Origin of the sequence: Actinoplanes sp. NPDC051470 (assembly GCF_040682035.1) — a bacterium.
Classification (GTDB): domain Bacteria; phylum Actinomycetota; class Actinomycetes; order Mycobacteriales; family Micromonosporaceae; genus Actinoplanes.
Genome location: NZ_JBFBAA010000001.1, coordinates 783924 through 798164 on the forward strand (window position 1 = coordinate 783924; position 14241 = coordinate 798164).

The 14241-nt window shown below is 69.9% G+C and carries 14 protein-coding genes; 6 read left to right on the top strand and 8 right to left on the bottom strand.

Annotated elements, in window-relative coordinates:
* Positions 1–68 precede the first annotated feature (68 nt).
* The 7 genes from AB0M54_RS03870 to AB0M54_RS03900 all read right to left on the bottom strand — a co-directional run bounded on the left by AB0M54_RS03870 (position 69) and on the right by AB0M54_RS03900 (position 7178).
* Positions 69–2864 (bottom strand): RICIN domain-containing protein, encoded by a 2796-nt coding sequence (locus AB0M54_RS03870; protein ID WP_364468938.1) that lies wholly within the window; start codon positions 2862–2864, stop codon positions 69–71.
* A 75-nt stretch (positions 2865–2939) separates the two neighbouring features.
* The gene (locus AB0M54_RS03875; RefSeq protein WP_364468940.1) at positions 2940–3776 is read right to left on the bottom strand and encodes a hypothetical protein; all 837 of its coding nucleotides are present in this window, start codon (positions 3774–3776) and stop codon (positions 2940–2942) included.
* A 75-nt stretch (positions 3777–3851) separates the two neighbouring features.
* Positions 3852–4175 (bottom strand): DUF1416 domain-containing protein, encoded by a 324-nt coding sequence (locus AB0M54_RS03880; RefSeq protein ID WP_364313434.1) that lies wholly within the window; start codon positions 4173–4175, stop codon positions 3852–3854.
* Between the two features lie 3 nt (positions 4176–4178).
* Complete coding sequence (locus tag AB0M54_RS03885; protein WP_364313428.1) at positions 4179–5027, bottom strand: sulfurtransferase; 849 nt, start codon at positions 5025–5027, stop codon at positions 4179–4181.
* 128 nt (positions 5028–5155) lie between these two features.
* The gene (locus tag AB0M54_RS03890) at positions 5156–5284 is read right to left on the bottom strand and encodes an Ms5788A family Cys-rich leader peptide (RefSeq protein ID WP_364468942.1); all 129 of its coding nucleotides are present in this window, start codon (positions 5282–5284) and stop codon (positions 5156–5158) included.
* Between the two features lie 20 nt (positions 5285–5304).
* A complete protein-coding gene (locus AB0M54_RS03895; protein ID WP_364313425.1) occupies positions 5305–6093 on the bottom strand; it encodes a DUF2993 domain-containing protein in 789 nt (262 codons plus the stop codon).
* Positions 6094–6179: 86 nt separating this feature from the next.
* Positions 6180–7178 carry a hypothetical protein gene (locus AB0M54_RS03900; protein ID WP_364313422.1) on the bottom strand — a complete coding sequence of 333 codons (999 nt, stop codon included), beginning with the start codon at positions 7176–7178 and terminating at the stop codon, positions 6180–6182.
* A gap of 267 nt (positions 7179–7445) precedes the next feature.
* Between AB0M54_RS03900 and AB0M54_RS03905 the strand changes: the two genes are divergently transcribed.
* From AB0M54_RS03905 to pstB, 6 genes are all read left to right on the top strand, one after another.
* Positions 7446–8168 (top strand): response regulator transcription factor, encoded by a 723-nt coding sequence (locus AB0M54_RS03905; protein ID WP_364313419.1) that lies wholly within the window; start codon positions 7446–7448, stop codon positions 8166–8168.
* A gap of 9 nt (positions 8169–8177) precedes the next feature.
* Complete coding sequence (gene mshD / locus AB0M54_RS03910) at positions 8178–9059, top strand: mycothiol synthase (RefSeq protein ID WP_364468944.1); 882 nt, start codon at positions 8178–8180, stop codon at positions 9057–9059.
* A gap of 183 nt (positions 9060–9242) precedes the next feature.
* A complete protein-coding gene (gene pstS / locus AB0M54_RS03915) occupies positions 9243–10337 on the top strand; it encodes a phosphate ABC transporter substrate-binding protein PstS (protein WP_364468946.1) in 1095 nt (364 codons plus the stop codon).
* A 43-nt stretch (positions 10338–10380) separates the two neighbouring features.
* Positions 10381–11451, top strand: a complete 1071-nt coding sequence (gene pstC / locus AB0M54_RS03920; RefSeq protein ID WP_364468948.1) for a phosphate ABC transporter permease subunit PstC — start codon at positions 10381–10383, stop codon at positions 11449–11451.
* Positions 11448–12515 (top strand): phosphate ABC transporter permease PstA, encoded by a 1068-nt coding sequence (gene pstA, locus AB0M54_RS03925; RefSeq protein WP_364313408.1) that lies wholly within the window; start codon positions 11448–11450, stop codon positions 12513–12515. Before pstC ends, pstA begins: the two co-directional genes overlap by 4 nt.
* Positions 12516–12529: 14 nt before the next feature.
* Positions 12530–13306 (top strand): phosphate ABC transporter ATP-binding protein PstB, encoded by a 777-nt coding sequence (gene pstB, locus AB0M54_RS03930; RefSeq protein ID WP_364313405.1) that lies wholly within the window; start codon positions 12530–12532, stop codon positions 13304–13306.
* Between the two features lie 78 nt (positions 13307–13384).
* Here pstB and AB0M54_RS03935 read toward each other — a convergent pair whose 3' ends face one another.
* Positions 13385–14197 carry an NUDIX hydrolase gene (locus AB0M54_RS03935; protein WP_364313403.1) on the bottom strand — a complete coding sequence of 271 codons (813 nt, stop codon included), beginning with the start codon at positions 14195–14197 and terminating at the stop codon, positions 13385–13387.
* Positions 14198–14241: the final 44 nt, after the last annotated feature.

The window sequence follows — 14241 nt, forward strand, 5'->3', positions numbered from 1 at the left end:
AGCGACCCTCGGCGGGAGCGACGGTCGGCACCACCACCAAGCTACGACCCAAGCTCTTGATCTTGCTCCTAGGACCCCGGAATCAATCGCCAGCGCTGGCTCGACCCCTGAGTGACGATCGCGCCGTCCGCAGTGGACTGACCCGACACCTCGAGCAGCTTGCCGCTGTGGCGGGCCACGATCGCGAACGTCGACGGACCGGCCCACGCCAGCCGCCACTGCTGATTCGGCGCCCCCGCCGACCCCCACTGAACCACCCGCGTGCCATCAGCCGTAGCGCCGCCCAGCACGTCGACGACCTTGCCGCTGTGGTCGCTGACGATCCGGAACCAGCCCGCGCCCGCGTCCTCGAAGTGCCAGAGGTGGTCGGCCGTCCCGGTCGGCGGCCACTGGGTGAGCTGGGCGCCGTCAGCGGCCGACATGTCCTGGATGGCGAGCACCTTGCCGGAGTGCGTGGCCTGGAGCTTGACCCGGCCGTCGGGGATCAGCCGCCAGTTGTGGTCGGCGGTGCCGTTGTCGGCGAACTGCACGACCCGGGCGCTGTCCGCAGTGGACATCTGGTCGACGCCGAGCACCTTGCCGGAGTTCTGGTTGCGGATGCGGGCGTACCCGGTGCCGTTGTCGACGATCTGCCACAGGTGGTCGGCGGTGCCGTTGTCGCTGAACTGCACCACGTTGGCCGCGTCGGCGGTCGACATGCCGGACACGCCCAGCACCTTGCCCGAGTTGACGTTCCGGATCCGGAACCAGCCGTCGCCGTTGTCCACCGGCACCCACAGGTGGTCGGCCGTCCCGTTGTCGGCGAACTGCACGACCTGGGCCGAGTCGTCGGCCGACATGCCGGCCACGCCGAGCACCTTGCCGGAGTTCTGGTTCTGGATGCGGAAGGGGACGGCCGGCTCGGTCCACGGCCGCCCGTCGCCGATCCGCGGGAACGACGTGATCCGCAGCCGCGCCGCGCCCATCGGGATCAGCGTCACGGTCTCCAGCGGCTCGCTCGACGGCGTGGGGCTGTCCTGCAGCGGCGTGATGATGTCGTCGGCGTCGGCCTTCCACGCCGGGATCCGGCGCGCGCCGGTGGTGATCCGGATCGGCGCGTTGGCCGGCGTGAACGGGTCGGCCGCGTTGCCCAGCCCGGTGGTCACCGCGAAGCCGTTCAGCGCCAGCCCGTAGTTCCAGGTGGAACCGGGCCGCACCTCGCGTGTCGGCCAGGTGCTGGTCCCGCCGGTCTGCGCCCAGTTCTCGGTGATGGCCAGCGAGAAGGTCAGCGCCCCGAAATCGACCGAGACCGCGTTGTGGTTGCTCGACCAGGTCCGGGTCCGGGCCTGCGTCGGCAGGCGGAGAACGACCCGGTCACCGGTGGTCCAGGTCCGTTCGATCCGCAGGTACGCCGGGCCGGGTGCCACAGGCGCAGCGGCCCCGTTCACAGTGACGATGGGGGTCGCGCACCACGCCGGGACCCTCAGGAGCAACGGGAAAGCGAGTTGCCGAGGCGTGCTCACCGTGTAGGTGATGGTGTCCGAGAACGGGTAGGTCGTGTCGGCCGTGATCGTCACCGAGGTGCCGTCGGCAACCCGGGCGGTCACCCGGGACGGCCCGTGCAGCGTGGCCGCCAAGCCGCCGTCCGGCGTGGCCGCCCACATCTCCTCGACGTAGTAGGGCCAGCCCATGCCGTAGTTGTGCGGGCAGCACCGGTAGTTGTCGATGCCGAGCATGTAGGCCTGCATCGCGAACCCGTTCTGGAACTGGCCCTGACGGCCCGGCCGGTCCCGCAGCGAGATGCTGTTCGCGCTGGTGATGTAGTGGATGCCGCGCTGCTGCGGGTCGAGCGACGCGGGCAGCGAGTTGAACGCCAGGTCCTCGGTGCGGTCGCCCCACAGCGGGTCGCCGGTGATCCGGGTGAGCATCTCGTGGCTGGCCATGAACTCGACGATGCCGCAGGTCTCGAAGCCCTGGCGGGGGTCGCCGAAGCCGGGGCGAGCGTTCTCGTCCCCGGCGAAGCCGCCGCCGGCGAACTGTCCCCACTGCGACATGATCAGGTTGTAGTCGGTGTAGCTGGCCTGCCGGTGCGCGTTGTCGCCGGAGAGGACCGAGTAGACCGCGGGCTCGCGGAAACCCTGCGCCAGGTTGACGTTGTGCGCGGTCGGCAGGTTGTTGAGGTAGTTCTGCGAGTACTGGTGGATCTTGCGCGCCAGGTCGAGCAGGAACGCGTCGCCGGTGCGGTTGTAGGTCCAGAACACCACCTCGAGCGTGTCGGCCCAGCGGAAGCTGCCCCAGTCGGACTGGAAGACGCCGGCCGGGCGCGAGTTGACGTACTGGAAGAACCTGGTCAGGAACGGCACCACCCGGGTGTCGGCGGTGTATTCGGCGTGCGAGCGGATGGCGTGCAACATCGGCATGTGCGGCCAGAAGTCCGGGCCGTTGTTCAAACTCGTGCGAAGCCGGGTGGGTCCGAAGAAGCCGTCCGGCGCCTGCGTGGCCAGCACGCCGTTGATCCAGCGCTGGGTCTCGCTCAGCACCCGCGCGTCGCCGGTGGTGTAGCCCAGGCTGCCGAAGCCTTTGAGCCAGTACGGCAGTTCCTCCCAGCCGGCCAGGCTCGGGTCGATCCAGCCGGTGTTGTCGTACCGGAGGAAGTGCGAGACCTCGGGCAACCGCCCGTTCAGGCCGGTGAGCTGGTAGTTCAGCTGGGTGGCGAGCCAACCGGCGGCGCGGGTCGAGCCGGGCGCGAGCCGGATCAGCGCGTCGGCCCGCAGCGGGGCGCGGTTGACGACGTATCCGGGAGCGGCGGCGGCCGCGGGGCTCGCGGCGAGGGCGACGACCGGGACGGCGGCAGCGGCTCCGGTCAGCAAGGTTCGACGACGCACGGCGTTCACCTTTGATAGAAAATGTTCGATCAGGCGCGTAACCGGAGCGTAACGCAGCAGATCGAAGCTTGTCTATCAGTGACAGGGCTGGGTCAGGCTCAGGCGCAGCGTCGACCCCTGCTTGACCACGGCCACCGATCCGTCGCCGGTGAGGTAGGCCCACCCGGAGGGCTCGGCGCGCACCACCGTCGCGCCGTCGGTCAGCGGCTGCAACGCCTTGCCCAGATCACGGGGCGGCGGCACACCGTCCACCGTGTACGTACGGCCTTCGCTCCCGCCCGGACACGTCACGGTGGTCACCCCGGCCGCACCCGCCTGCTCCTGGCCGAACGCCTGCAGCGCCGAGGTCAGCGGGGGCGGCGGCGCGGCCAGGCCGGGCGAACCCAGCTTCAGGTCGCCGTCCGGGCGGCAGCCGGTGGAGATCTCGATCGGCAGCACCTGACTGGCGGCGTCGGCGCGCACGTCGATCGCCACGTAGCCGCCGGCGTCCGCCTCCAGGCCCACCCGCTTGCCGCTGCTGCTCGCGTCGGCCCGCGCGTGGTAGCCGGCCGGCAGCCCGGCGGCGATCGCCTTGAGCACCGGCAGCGCGCCGTCGCCGCGGACGTACACGGTCACCAGCCGGGTCGCCTCGACGCCGGACCGGACCGGGGTCACGCGGCATCCCCGGCGTACCCGCACATCTTCGATCTCGACCGCGCGGTCGCGCCCGGCGGTCGCGGCCGCGAAGACCGCGCCGGTCGCCGCCTGGAGCACCGGCACCGCCTCGGCGATGTCGCGCTGCTCGGGCACGGTCGGCGGATCGTGCCGCACCGACCACACCGAGAGCCCGGTCACGATCAGGATCCACACCACCACGAGGGCGACCAGCCGGGGACGGCGCACGCGCGGTCGCTCGGTCGTCGGCGTGGTCACGGCAGTCATGGTGACACGCCCTCGTCAGCGCGAAAGGCCCGCCCCTGCCCGGGGCGGGCCTTCACCGACCGAGCGTCAGGCGGCGACGCTGAGCCCAACCTCGTTCACGCCGCGGGTGGCGTCGACGACCAGGTCTCCATTGCCGTGGCGGGAGAGCGCCCGCAGCGTCCAGGACCCGGGCGCCGCGAAGAAGCGGAACACCCCCTGCGGCGACGTGACCACCTCGGCCGTGAACTCGCCGGTCGAGTCGAGCAGGCGGACGTACGCGCCACCCACCGCGTCACCCTCGGCGTTGTTCACCACCCCGGTGATCACAGTTTCCTTCTCCAGGTCGACGCTCGCCGGAATCGGCGCCGACTGATCCGGTGCGGCGCAGCCGGAAATATCGGATGCGGTCATCGGTCAGGCCTTCCCGGGCTCGTCGCCGAGCACCACGGGCACGCCGATCAGCGAGCCGTACTCGGTCCAGGAGCCGTCGTAGTTCTTCACGTTCTCCTTGCCCAGCAGCTCCTTGAGCACGAACCAGGTGTGGCTCGACCGCTCGCCGATGCGGCAGTAGGCGATGGTGTCCTTGCTCTCGTCCAGCCCGGCCTCGCCGTAGATCTTGGCGAGCTCGTCGTCGGACTTGAACGTGCCGTCCTCGTTGGCCGACTTGCTCCACGGCACGTTGATCGCGGTCGGGATGTGCCCGGCCCGCTGCGCCTGCTCCTGCGGCAGGTGCGCCGGGGCGAGCAGCCGGCCGGCGAACTCGTCGGGGCTGCGCACGTCGACCAGGTTCTGCGCCCCGATCGCCTCGACGACCTCGTCGCGGAACGCGCGGATCGACCGGTCCGGCGTCGACGCCGTGTACGAGGTCTTCTCGCGCTGCGGCAGGTCGGTGGTGTACGTGCGGGCGTCCAGCTCCCACTTCTTGCGGCCACCGTCGAGCAGCACCACGTCGCCGTGACCGTAGAGCTTGAAGTACCAGTAGGCGTACGCGGCGAACCAGTTGTTGTTGCCGCCGTAGAGGACGACCTTGTCGTCGTTGGCGATGCCCCGCTCGGACAGCAGCGCCGAGAACTGCTCCTGGTTGACGAAGTCGCGCCGGACCGGGTCCTGCAGGTCCTTCTTCCAGTCGAGCTTGATCGCGCCCGGGATGTGCCCGCCGTCGTAGGCGGTGGTGTCCTCGTCGACCTCGACGAAGACGACACCCGGAGTGTCCAGGTTCTTCTCGGCCCAGTCGGCAGATACGAGCGCAGAGTCGCGGCTCATTGTCTTCTCCCTGTTCGGAATCGGTTCAGAGGGAGGTCCGCACACGCGCGGACCCCCGAGGGGGATTCATGCGTGAAATGCGAACGGCGCCACTGCCGGGCGAAAAGAGAGCAGCCGGAATGACCCCGTCAGATGACAGGGCGACACAGGCAGGCGGCCACGCGGCACAGGTCGACCGCGCGCCGTTTGGTGAGCAACAGGCTCATGCGGCCGACCCTACCAGCGGTTCCAGTTACCGGAACACTACGAACCATCATCCGGGACGGCGGTCACAGTGTCAGCTCGCCCCGTTCAGCGGAACTTCCTTCGCGCTGGCCGTGACCGCCAGCCCGTTCGGCGTGGGCTGCACCTTCTCGACCTTCAGCTGCAGCGGCAGGGCGGGCACCGGCACGTCGATGGACAGCTGCCGGGCGTAGTTGTTGAGCGCGCCCCGCACCAGCGGGACATCGGGCAGACCCTCGGCGGTGACCTGCTCGAAACGCACCCGGACCACGTTGTCCTTGGCCACCTCGAGGTTGGCCGTGCCGTTCACGGTGACGGTCTGGTTCAGGATCTTCACCGGCGCGGTGACGGCGAGCTTGCCGCCCTGCTCGGCCAGCTTGATGCCCTGCTGGTCGCTCAGCTCGGCCAGGGTGACGTAGTCGACGGTGCCGGTGCCGGTGATCGTGCCGGCCACGATGTCGCCCTGTCCCGACCGCACGGTGTCCAGGGGCGCGCGGACGTCACGGGCCCGGACGTCGAGCACCGGCATCTTGATCGTCTTGCCGTTGCCCGCGGGGCCGGCGAAATCGGCCAGCTGGATCTGGATCTCCTGGTACTCGCCCCGCAGAACCTGGGTGAGGAAGGGCACGCCCTTGATCGTCACCTGCGGCTCGGCCGAGGTCGCCTTCTGGTCGGCGACCTGCTGGGCGACGCGGTCACCGATCATCCGCTCGGCGTACGAGGCGCCGAGCCGGTCGGCCACCACCGCGATCAGCCCCAGGATGATCAGCAGCACGATCAAGGTGACCAGCAGCCGCCGTCCCCACCGCCTGCGGGGCTTCGATTGCCCGTACACCTCGGCCACCGGTCTCTCCTGTCGTCGCCCTGTGATGTCGGCGACCGTATATGCCCCCGTCCATCACTTCTCAAGCAGGCTCAGATCACGACCGCTCAGGTCAGGAAGAACGCGTTCAGCGCGTACGCCACCACGGCGACCGCGGTGAACGCGCCGAGCGGGCCCTGCATGTGCCGGGCCAGCCAGAACGTCGGCGCCTCGTCCGGCCGGTCGCGACCCGCCTCGGTGAAGTTGATGGCCAGGTCGACCAGCACCGCCGCCCCGGCCGCGACCAGCCCGAGCACCGCGCCCCGGGCCGGCGTGAACGGCAGCACCATGATGCTGCCCAGCTGAGCCGCGCCGAGCGTGCCGACCATCGCGCCGAGGATGATGCCGGTCGCGCCCCGCGGCACCTGCGGGGCGATCCGCGGCTTCGGGAAGACCGCGTCGACCAGCCGGGCCACCATCAGGCCCAGGGCGGCCGCGGCCAGGCAGACCATCTGCGCCTGGGTGCCGACCGGCTCGCGGGTCAGCACCACGTAGGCGGCCGGGGTCACCACGCCGCCGATGATCAGCACGGTCGAGGCCAGCGCGTCCCGGACGCCCAGCCGGTCGACCTGGAACGCGAACTGCCCGCCGACGATCACCACGACGCCGAGCAGCGCGATCAGCACCAGCGGCAGCAGCCGGGGCTGGTCAGCGGTCACCGAGAGGTAGTCGGAGACGGCGCCGGCCACCACCGCGGCCCCGGCGACGAGCAGCGGCACCGGCGGGCGCATGGCCATCGTCCAGGCCAGCACGAAGAGCAGCTGCACACCGAACAGGACCATCGCGTACGGCCAGCGGGAATCCGGCCCGGCGGTCTGCGCGCCCAGGATCAGCGCGAGGCCGAGCAGCCCGGCGAAGCCGGCGATGGCAACCGACAGCGAGCGGCGGACCGGCACGAGCAGGACTTCGGACTCGTGCTCCTCCTCGTCACCGTCGTCGGGTTCGGCGACCGGCCCGGGGTCGTCGGGCACCGCTCCGTAGACACCGGACGCCGCACGCGGCGAAGAGCGCGCGATCTCCCGGGAGACGTCCTCATCCCAGTTGTCGCGGTCGCCGTCAGTCGGCATCGAGGGGAACACGACTGCGATCGTGCCAGACTCCGGATCCGGTGCGGTCCGGCGCGGCAGTCATATGAACGGTTGGTTACCACTCAGCCTTTCGGCTGCCTGTTGGGCGTACGCAATATCACAGGCGGGTGCGACCGGGGTGAACAAAGCCATGCGTCGGTTAAGGTAAGCCCAGCCCACCCGTCGGTGACGCCGGGACAGTTCCTCCGGCTCGTGCTAGTTGAGCCGGGTCACCCGAGCGGCCTCCCCAGGCCCGCGAGGAACGAGGTGAGTGTGGAAATCCTCCTGTTGGTGACGGCGCGTGCCGGCGAACCTTCCGCCGTGCTGCCCGCCCTGGACCTGCTGCCCCACTCCGTGCGCACGGCGCCCCGCGACGTGCGCACCCTGGTTTCCGGGCCCAGCCCGGACGCCGTCATGGTCGACGCCCGCTCCGAGCTCTCCGAGGCCCGGGCGACCTGCCGCATGCTGCACGCGACCGGGCTCGGCGTCCCGCTGGTCGCCGTGGTGACCGAGGCCGGCCTGATCGCGCTGAACGCCGACTGGGGCGTCGACGACGTGATCCTGGCCAGCGCCGGACCGGCCGAGGTCGAGGCCCGGCTGCGGCTGGGCGTGGGCCGGCTGTCGAACGCGACCGCCGGGGCCGGCGGCTCGATCCGGGCCGGCGAGCTCAACATCGACCCCGACACCTACGCCGCGAAGCTCAAGGGCCGCCCACTCGACCTCACCTACAAGGAGTTCGAGCTGCTCAAGTTCCTGGCGCAGCACCCGGGCCGGGTGTTCACCCGCGACCAGTTGCTGCGTGAGGTCTGGGGCTACGACTACTTCGGCGGCACCCGCACGGTCGACGTGCACGTGCGGCGGCTGCGCGCCAAGCTCGGCTCTGAGTACGAGTCGATGATCGGAACCGTCCGCCAGGTGGGTTACAAGTTCGTCACCCCGCCGAGCGGCCGGCAACTGCCCGACAACGAGCCGGTCCCGCTGCCGGTCTAGTCTTTCCGCATGACTTCGGTGGAGCCGGTCCGGCGCACGGACCGGCTTACCCCTTCCGAGGTGTCGGCCGTCCTCGCGCTGGCCGACGCCGCTTCCTCCGCTGACGGCGTCTACCCGCTGTCCGAAGATGTGGTGCTGCGCGTCCGCAGCGGCGGCGGGGCTTCCCTTCTCGCCCACTCCGAGGGTGCCGTCGTGGGCTTCGCCAACGTCGCGGATGACTCGGGCGAGCTCGTGGTTCATCCCTCGTTCCGGCGTCGCGGCCATGGAACGGCCCTTCTTCGCGCTGCCGGTTCCGGGTCTCTGAGCTTCTGGGCCCACGGCGACGACGCGGGCGCCCGCCTCTTCGCCGAGGGGCTGGGTTTCACCCGCGCCCGGGTGCTGTGGCAGATGCGCCGGTCGCTGGGCTCGCCGCCGCTGCCGCCGAACCGGCTGCCCGACGGCGTCACCGTGCGCGAGTTCCGCCCCGGCCAGGACGAGGCGGCCTGGCTGGCGGTCAACGCCCGCGCCTTCTCGCACCACCCCGAGCAGGGCCGCTGGACCGAGCGCGACCTCGCGCTCCGCGAGCAAGAGCCGTGGTTCGATCCGGCCGGCTTCCTGCTCGCCGTCGACATCGCCGACACGCTGCTCGGCTTCCACTGGACGAAGGTGCATCCCGCGACCGGCGCCGACCCCGCGCTGGGCGAGATCTACGTGCTCGGCGTCGACCCGGGCGGCCACCGCCGGGGGCTGGGCCGGGCCTTGAGCGTGGCCGGCCTGACCCACCTCGAAGCCCAGGGTCTGAGCACTGCGATGCTGTACGTCGACGAGTCCAACGAGGCGGCCGTCCGGCTCTACCAGAGCCTGGAATTCGGTGTCCACGCCGCCGACGTGATGTACCACCGGCAAGCCTGACGACCAGGCACGCCGTGCGCTGGTTCACGTAACGGACAACACATCCTCAGTCGTCGTGCACCCTTAGGCGCAGACCTGTTCACGTCTCGTTCATTTCGGGCCCGGGGCCCAGTCACTTGCTCCTTTTAGCTTTCGGGTGGACCGGTGAGATACCGGCCGTGCAATCCATTCGAAGGGACAACCGTGAAGCTCCAGCGGGTCGGCTACGTGGCCGGCATTGCTTTGACTGCGACCCTCGCGCTCACCGCGTGCGGTTCGGACAACGAGGCCACGCCGTCCGCCGGCGGCGCCTCCGCGGCCAACGCCAACTGCGTGGCCGGCCAGATCACCGCTCAGGGTTCCAGCGCTCAGAAGAACGCGATGGACGAGTGGATCAAGGCCTATCAGGGCCAGTGTGCCGACGCCAAGATCGGCTACGAGGGCACCGGCTCCGGCGCGGGCATCCAGGCGTTCATCGCCGGCACCGCCGACTTCGCCGGCTCCGACTCCGCCCTGAAGGAGGAGGAGCAGCCGCAGGCCGACGCCAAGTGCGCCGGTGGCCAGGCCCTCAACCTCCCGATGGTGATCGGCCCGATCGCCGTCGTCTACAACCTGGACGGCGTCGACGGCCTCCAGTTCTCGCCGGAGACCCTGGCCGGCATCTTCGCCGGCAAGGTCACCAAGTGGGACGACGCCAAGATCAAGGCGGACAACCCGTCGGCGAAGCTGCCGTCGACCGCGATCCAGTCGGTCCACCGCTCGGACGAGTCGGGCACGACCGACAACTTCACCAAGTACCTGAGCAAGACCGCCGAGTCCGTGTGGACCTTCGGCAACGCCAAGGCGTGGAAGGCTCCGGGCGGCACCGGCGCGGCCAAGTCGGACGGCGTGGCCACCCAGGTGAAGGGCACCGCGGGCACCATCTCCTACGTCGAGCTCTCGTTCGCCGAGAACAGCGACCTGAAGATGGCCAAGATCAAGAACGGCGCCGGCGAGTACGCCGAGCTCACCGGCGAGAGCGCCGGCAAGACCATCGCGGGCGCCAAGATCGCGGGCACCGGCAACGACCTCAAGCTGTCCATCGACTACGCGACCAAGGAGGCCGGGGCCTACCCGATCGTCCTGGTCACCTACGAGATCGCCTGCAGCAAGGGCAGCGCCAAGGCCGCCGCCATCAAGGGCTTCCTGAGCTACACCGCCAGCACCGGTGGCCAGCAGGCCCTCGCCGAGCTGGGCTACGCGCCGCTGCCGGAGACCGTCCGCGCCAAGGTCGAGACCGCCGTCGCCGCGATCGCCTGACCCCGTTCGAACAGCCCCTTCTCACAAATAAGCGAGCGAGCGAATGGGTGACATCCCCTCCCGCTCGGCGACAACACCGGCCGGCGAACCAGGTGTGACAGGACGTCACACCCGGTCCGCCGGCACCGGCGTATCGCCGAACGCCCCCGCTGGACCGTCCCTTGGTGGCGGCGGCGCCCTGCCCCCGAAGAAGCGCTTCGGTGTGGAAGCCGGCTTCCGAGGGCTGAGCACCGCGGCCGGCGCGATGGTGCTGGTCATCATCGTGGCCATCGCGATCTTCCTGATCTCCAAGGCGGTGCCGGCCCTGTCGGCCAACACCGAGAGCTTCCTGACCTACAAGGCGTGGTTCCCGAACGATGCAGAACCGAAGTTCGGCATCGCCGCGCTGGCGTTCGGCACCGTCCTGTCCTCGGTCATCGCGCTCATCGTCGCGGTGCCGATCGCGCTGGGCATCGCCCTGTTCCTGTCGCACTACGCGCCGAAGCGGCTGGCCACGCCGCTCGGCTTCATCATCGACCTGCTCGCCGCCGTGCCCAGCGTGGTCTTCGGACTCTGGGGCCGGGACGTGTTCCTGAACCCGGTGCGCGACTTCTCGGTGTGGCTCAACGAATACTTCGGCTGGATCCCGATCTTCGGTGGGGACGGGCCGTTCGGCCGCTCGATCATGCTCGGCAGCCTGGTGCTGGCGATCATGGTGCTGCCGATCGTCACCTCGCTCTCCCGCGAGGTCTTCATGCAGACCCCGGCCATGAACGAGGAGGCCGCGCTCGCCCTGGGCGCGACCAAGTGGGAGATGGTCCGCACCGCGGTGATGCCGTACGGAAAGCCCGGCATCATCGCCGCGATCATGCTCGGCCTGGGCCGGGCCCTCGGCGAGACGATCGCCTTGGCGCTGACCCTCGGCATCGTCTTCAACATCTCCTACAACATCATCGAGAACGGCGGGAACTCGATCGCCGCCAACATCGCCAACACCTTCGGTGAGGCGAACGCCACCGGCCGCGGCGCGCTGATCGCCTCCGGTCTGGTCCTGTTCGCGATCACCCTGGTGGTCAACATGGCGGCGCGGGCGATCATCTATCGCCGTCGCGAGTTCCGGGACAGTGCCGCATGAGCAACGCGAACTACGCCATGACACCGTCCGGCCTGCGCACCAAGCAGTTGCCGGTGGTGGTCAACCTGCTCATCGCCGTGGCGGCCCTGGCCGTTTCCGCGGCCGTCGTCCTCGGCACCGGCTTCGGCGGCTGGGTGCTCGTCGTGGTCGTGGGCGCCATCCTCTACCTGATCGGGCTGTCCGTCGCCGCCACCCGGGTCGAGGGCCGCCGGTCGGCCACCAACCGGGTCTGGCAGACGCTCATCTACACCACCTGTGTGCTGGCCGTGCTGCCGCTCGCCTCGGTGGTCTGGACGCTCGTCTCGAAGGGCGTCAACCGGCTCGACGGCGACTTCTTCGGGTCGTCGATGAACAACATCGGCGCGCGCGACCCGAACGGTGGCGCCTACCACGCCATCATCGGCACGCTGGAGCAGGTCGGGCTGGCCACGCTCATCGCGGTGCCGCTGGGTGTGCTCGGCGCGATCTACCTGGTCGAGTACGGCCGGGGCCGGTTCGCCCTGACCGTCCGCTTCTTCGTGGACGTCATGACCGGCATCCCGTCGATCGTCGCCGGCCTGTTCGTGCTGGCGTTCTGGGTGCTGATCGTCAGCCCCTGGTTCAACGACGGGCAGCCGCGGTTCTCCGGATTCGCGGCATCGCTGGCCCTGACCGTGCTGATGCTGCCGACGATCGTGCGGTCCACGGAGGAGATGCTGCGGCTCGTGCCCGGGCCGCTGCGCGAAGGGTCGTACGCGCTGGGCGTACCCCAGTGGAAGACGATCATGAAGATCGTCCTTCCGACCGCTCTCCCCGGCATCGTGACCGGTGTCATGCTGTCGGTGGCCCGCGCGGCCGGCGAGACCGCGCCGGTGCTGCTCGTCGCCGGTGGCGCCGCGGCGATCAACTTCGACCCGTTCAACGGCAACCAGTCGTCGCTCGCGTTGTACACGTACTCGCAGGCCGGTGACGCGTCCCGCTTCGCGCCCGACCGCGCCTGGACGGCCGCACTGACGCTGGTCGCCATCGTGCTGATCCTGACGATCGCCGCCAAGCTGCTCGCCCGCCGCAACCGGCTTTCCTGACAAGAGGTAACCCCATGGCCAAGCGTATCGAGGCGTCCGGCGTGACGTCCTTCTACGGAAGTTTCAAGGCGATCGACGGCATCTCGATGACGGTCGAGCCGAAGACGATCACCGCCCTGATCGGTCCGTCGGGCTGCGGCAAGTCCACGTTCCTGCGGTCGATCAACCGCATGCACGAGGTGCTGCCGAACGCCCGCATCGAGGGCCGGCTCACCATCGACGACCAGAACATCTACGACCCCGACGTCGACGTGACCGCGGTCCGTCGCATGATCGGCATGGTGTTCCAGCGCCCGAACCCGTTCCCGACGATGTCGATCTACGAGAACGTCGTGGCCGGCCTCAAGCTGAACGGCGTCAAGAAGAAGTCGGTGCTCGACGACGCGGTGGAGAACTCGCTCCGCTCGGCGAACCTCTGGGACGAGGTCAAGGACCGCCTCAGCCGGCCCGGCGCCGGGCTCTCGGGTGGTCAGCAGCAGCGTCTCTGCATCGCCCGCACGATCGCCGTCGAGCCGCAGGTCGTCCTCATGGACGAGCCCTGCTCGGCGCTCGACCCGATCTCCACGCTGGCGATCGAGGACCTGATGTTCAAGCTCAAGGACCGCTTCACGATCATCATCGTGACGCACAACATGCAGCAGGCCGCCCGGGTCAGCGACAAGACCGGCTTCTTCTCGATCGACAAGACGGGCGACCCCGGCCGCCTGATCGAGTACGACGACACCCAGAAGATCTTCTCCAACCCGACGGAGAAGAAGACCGAGGACTACATCACCGGCCGCTTCGGCTGAGCTGTCTTCCTGGGCATCGACCCTTCTCAGGGGTCGGCCTCTTCCTAGGGTCGGCCTCTTCCTAGGGTCGGCCTCTTCTCAGGGATCGACCCGCAACACCGCGCCGCCGTCGTCGGTCAGCTCCACCCGGGGCTGCACCGGCACGGCGGCGTTCCGCTTGGTGGCGAAGACCTCGTCCACGCTGCCGAACCCGCTGAGCGAGGCCAGCGTCACCCGCGTAGGCGGCAACATGGCCAGGCCGCCGGTGTCCGCCGGATCGATCCAGGCGGTGCCGTCGCTCTCCCCGGACACGTCCCGAGCCTCCTGACCGGCCGGAAGCGCCGCCACGAAGAACCACGTGTCGAACCGCCGCGGCTCGAACTCGGGCGTGACCCACCGGCCCCAGGGATGCAAAAGATCGTCACGCATCCTCAGCCCCCGCCTCGCGAGCAGGTCGGCCATCCGCAACTCCCGCCGCAAGACCGCCACCCTCTCCGCGTCCCACTCCTCCCCCGCGACATCTCCCACGATCTCCCCGCCGCTCGCCGCCGCGCCGCTTCCCGCCTCGTGCTTTCCGGCCAGCAGCACGCCGGCCTCCTCGAACAGCTCCCGCACGGCCGCGCCCACCACGGCCCGGGCCTCGGCGTCGCTCACCCCGAGCAGGTCCGCCCAGTCCTGGCGCACCGTCGCGGGCTGATCGTCCGGGTCCACGCCCCCGCCCGGGAACGCATACACCCCACCGAACGCCATCCCCCTCGCCCGTCGCAGCACATAGGCCTCGAGCCCGACACCGCCCGGGCGCAGCAGAACCACGGTGGCGGCCGGGCGGGTCGGCGCCGGCGGCCCGGTGAACTCGTTCGCCCGCTTCACCATCGCGGGCGGCAGCGGATACCCATCACGAGGTTCTGTCACGGGAGGATCCTCCCACCGGGCCGACGCCGGACGATACGGTGGCG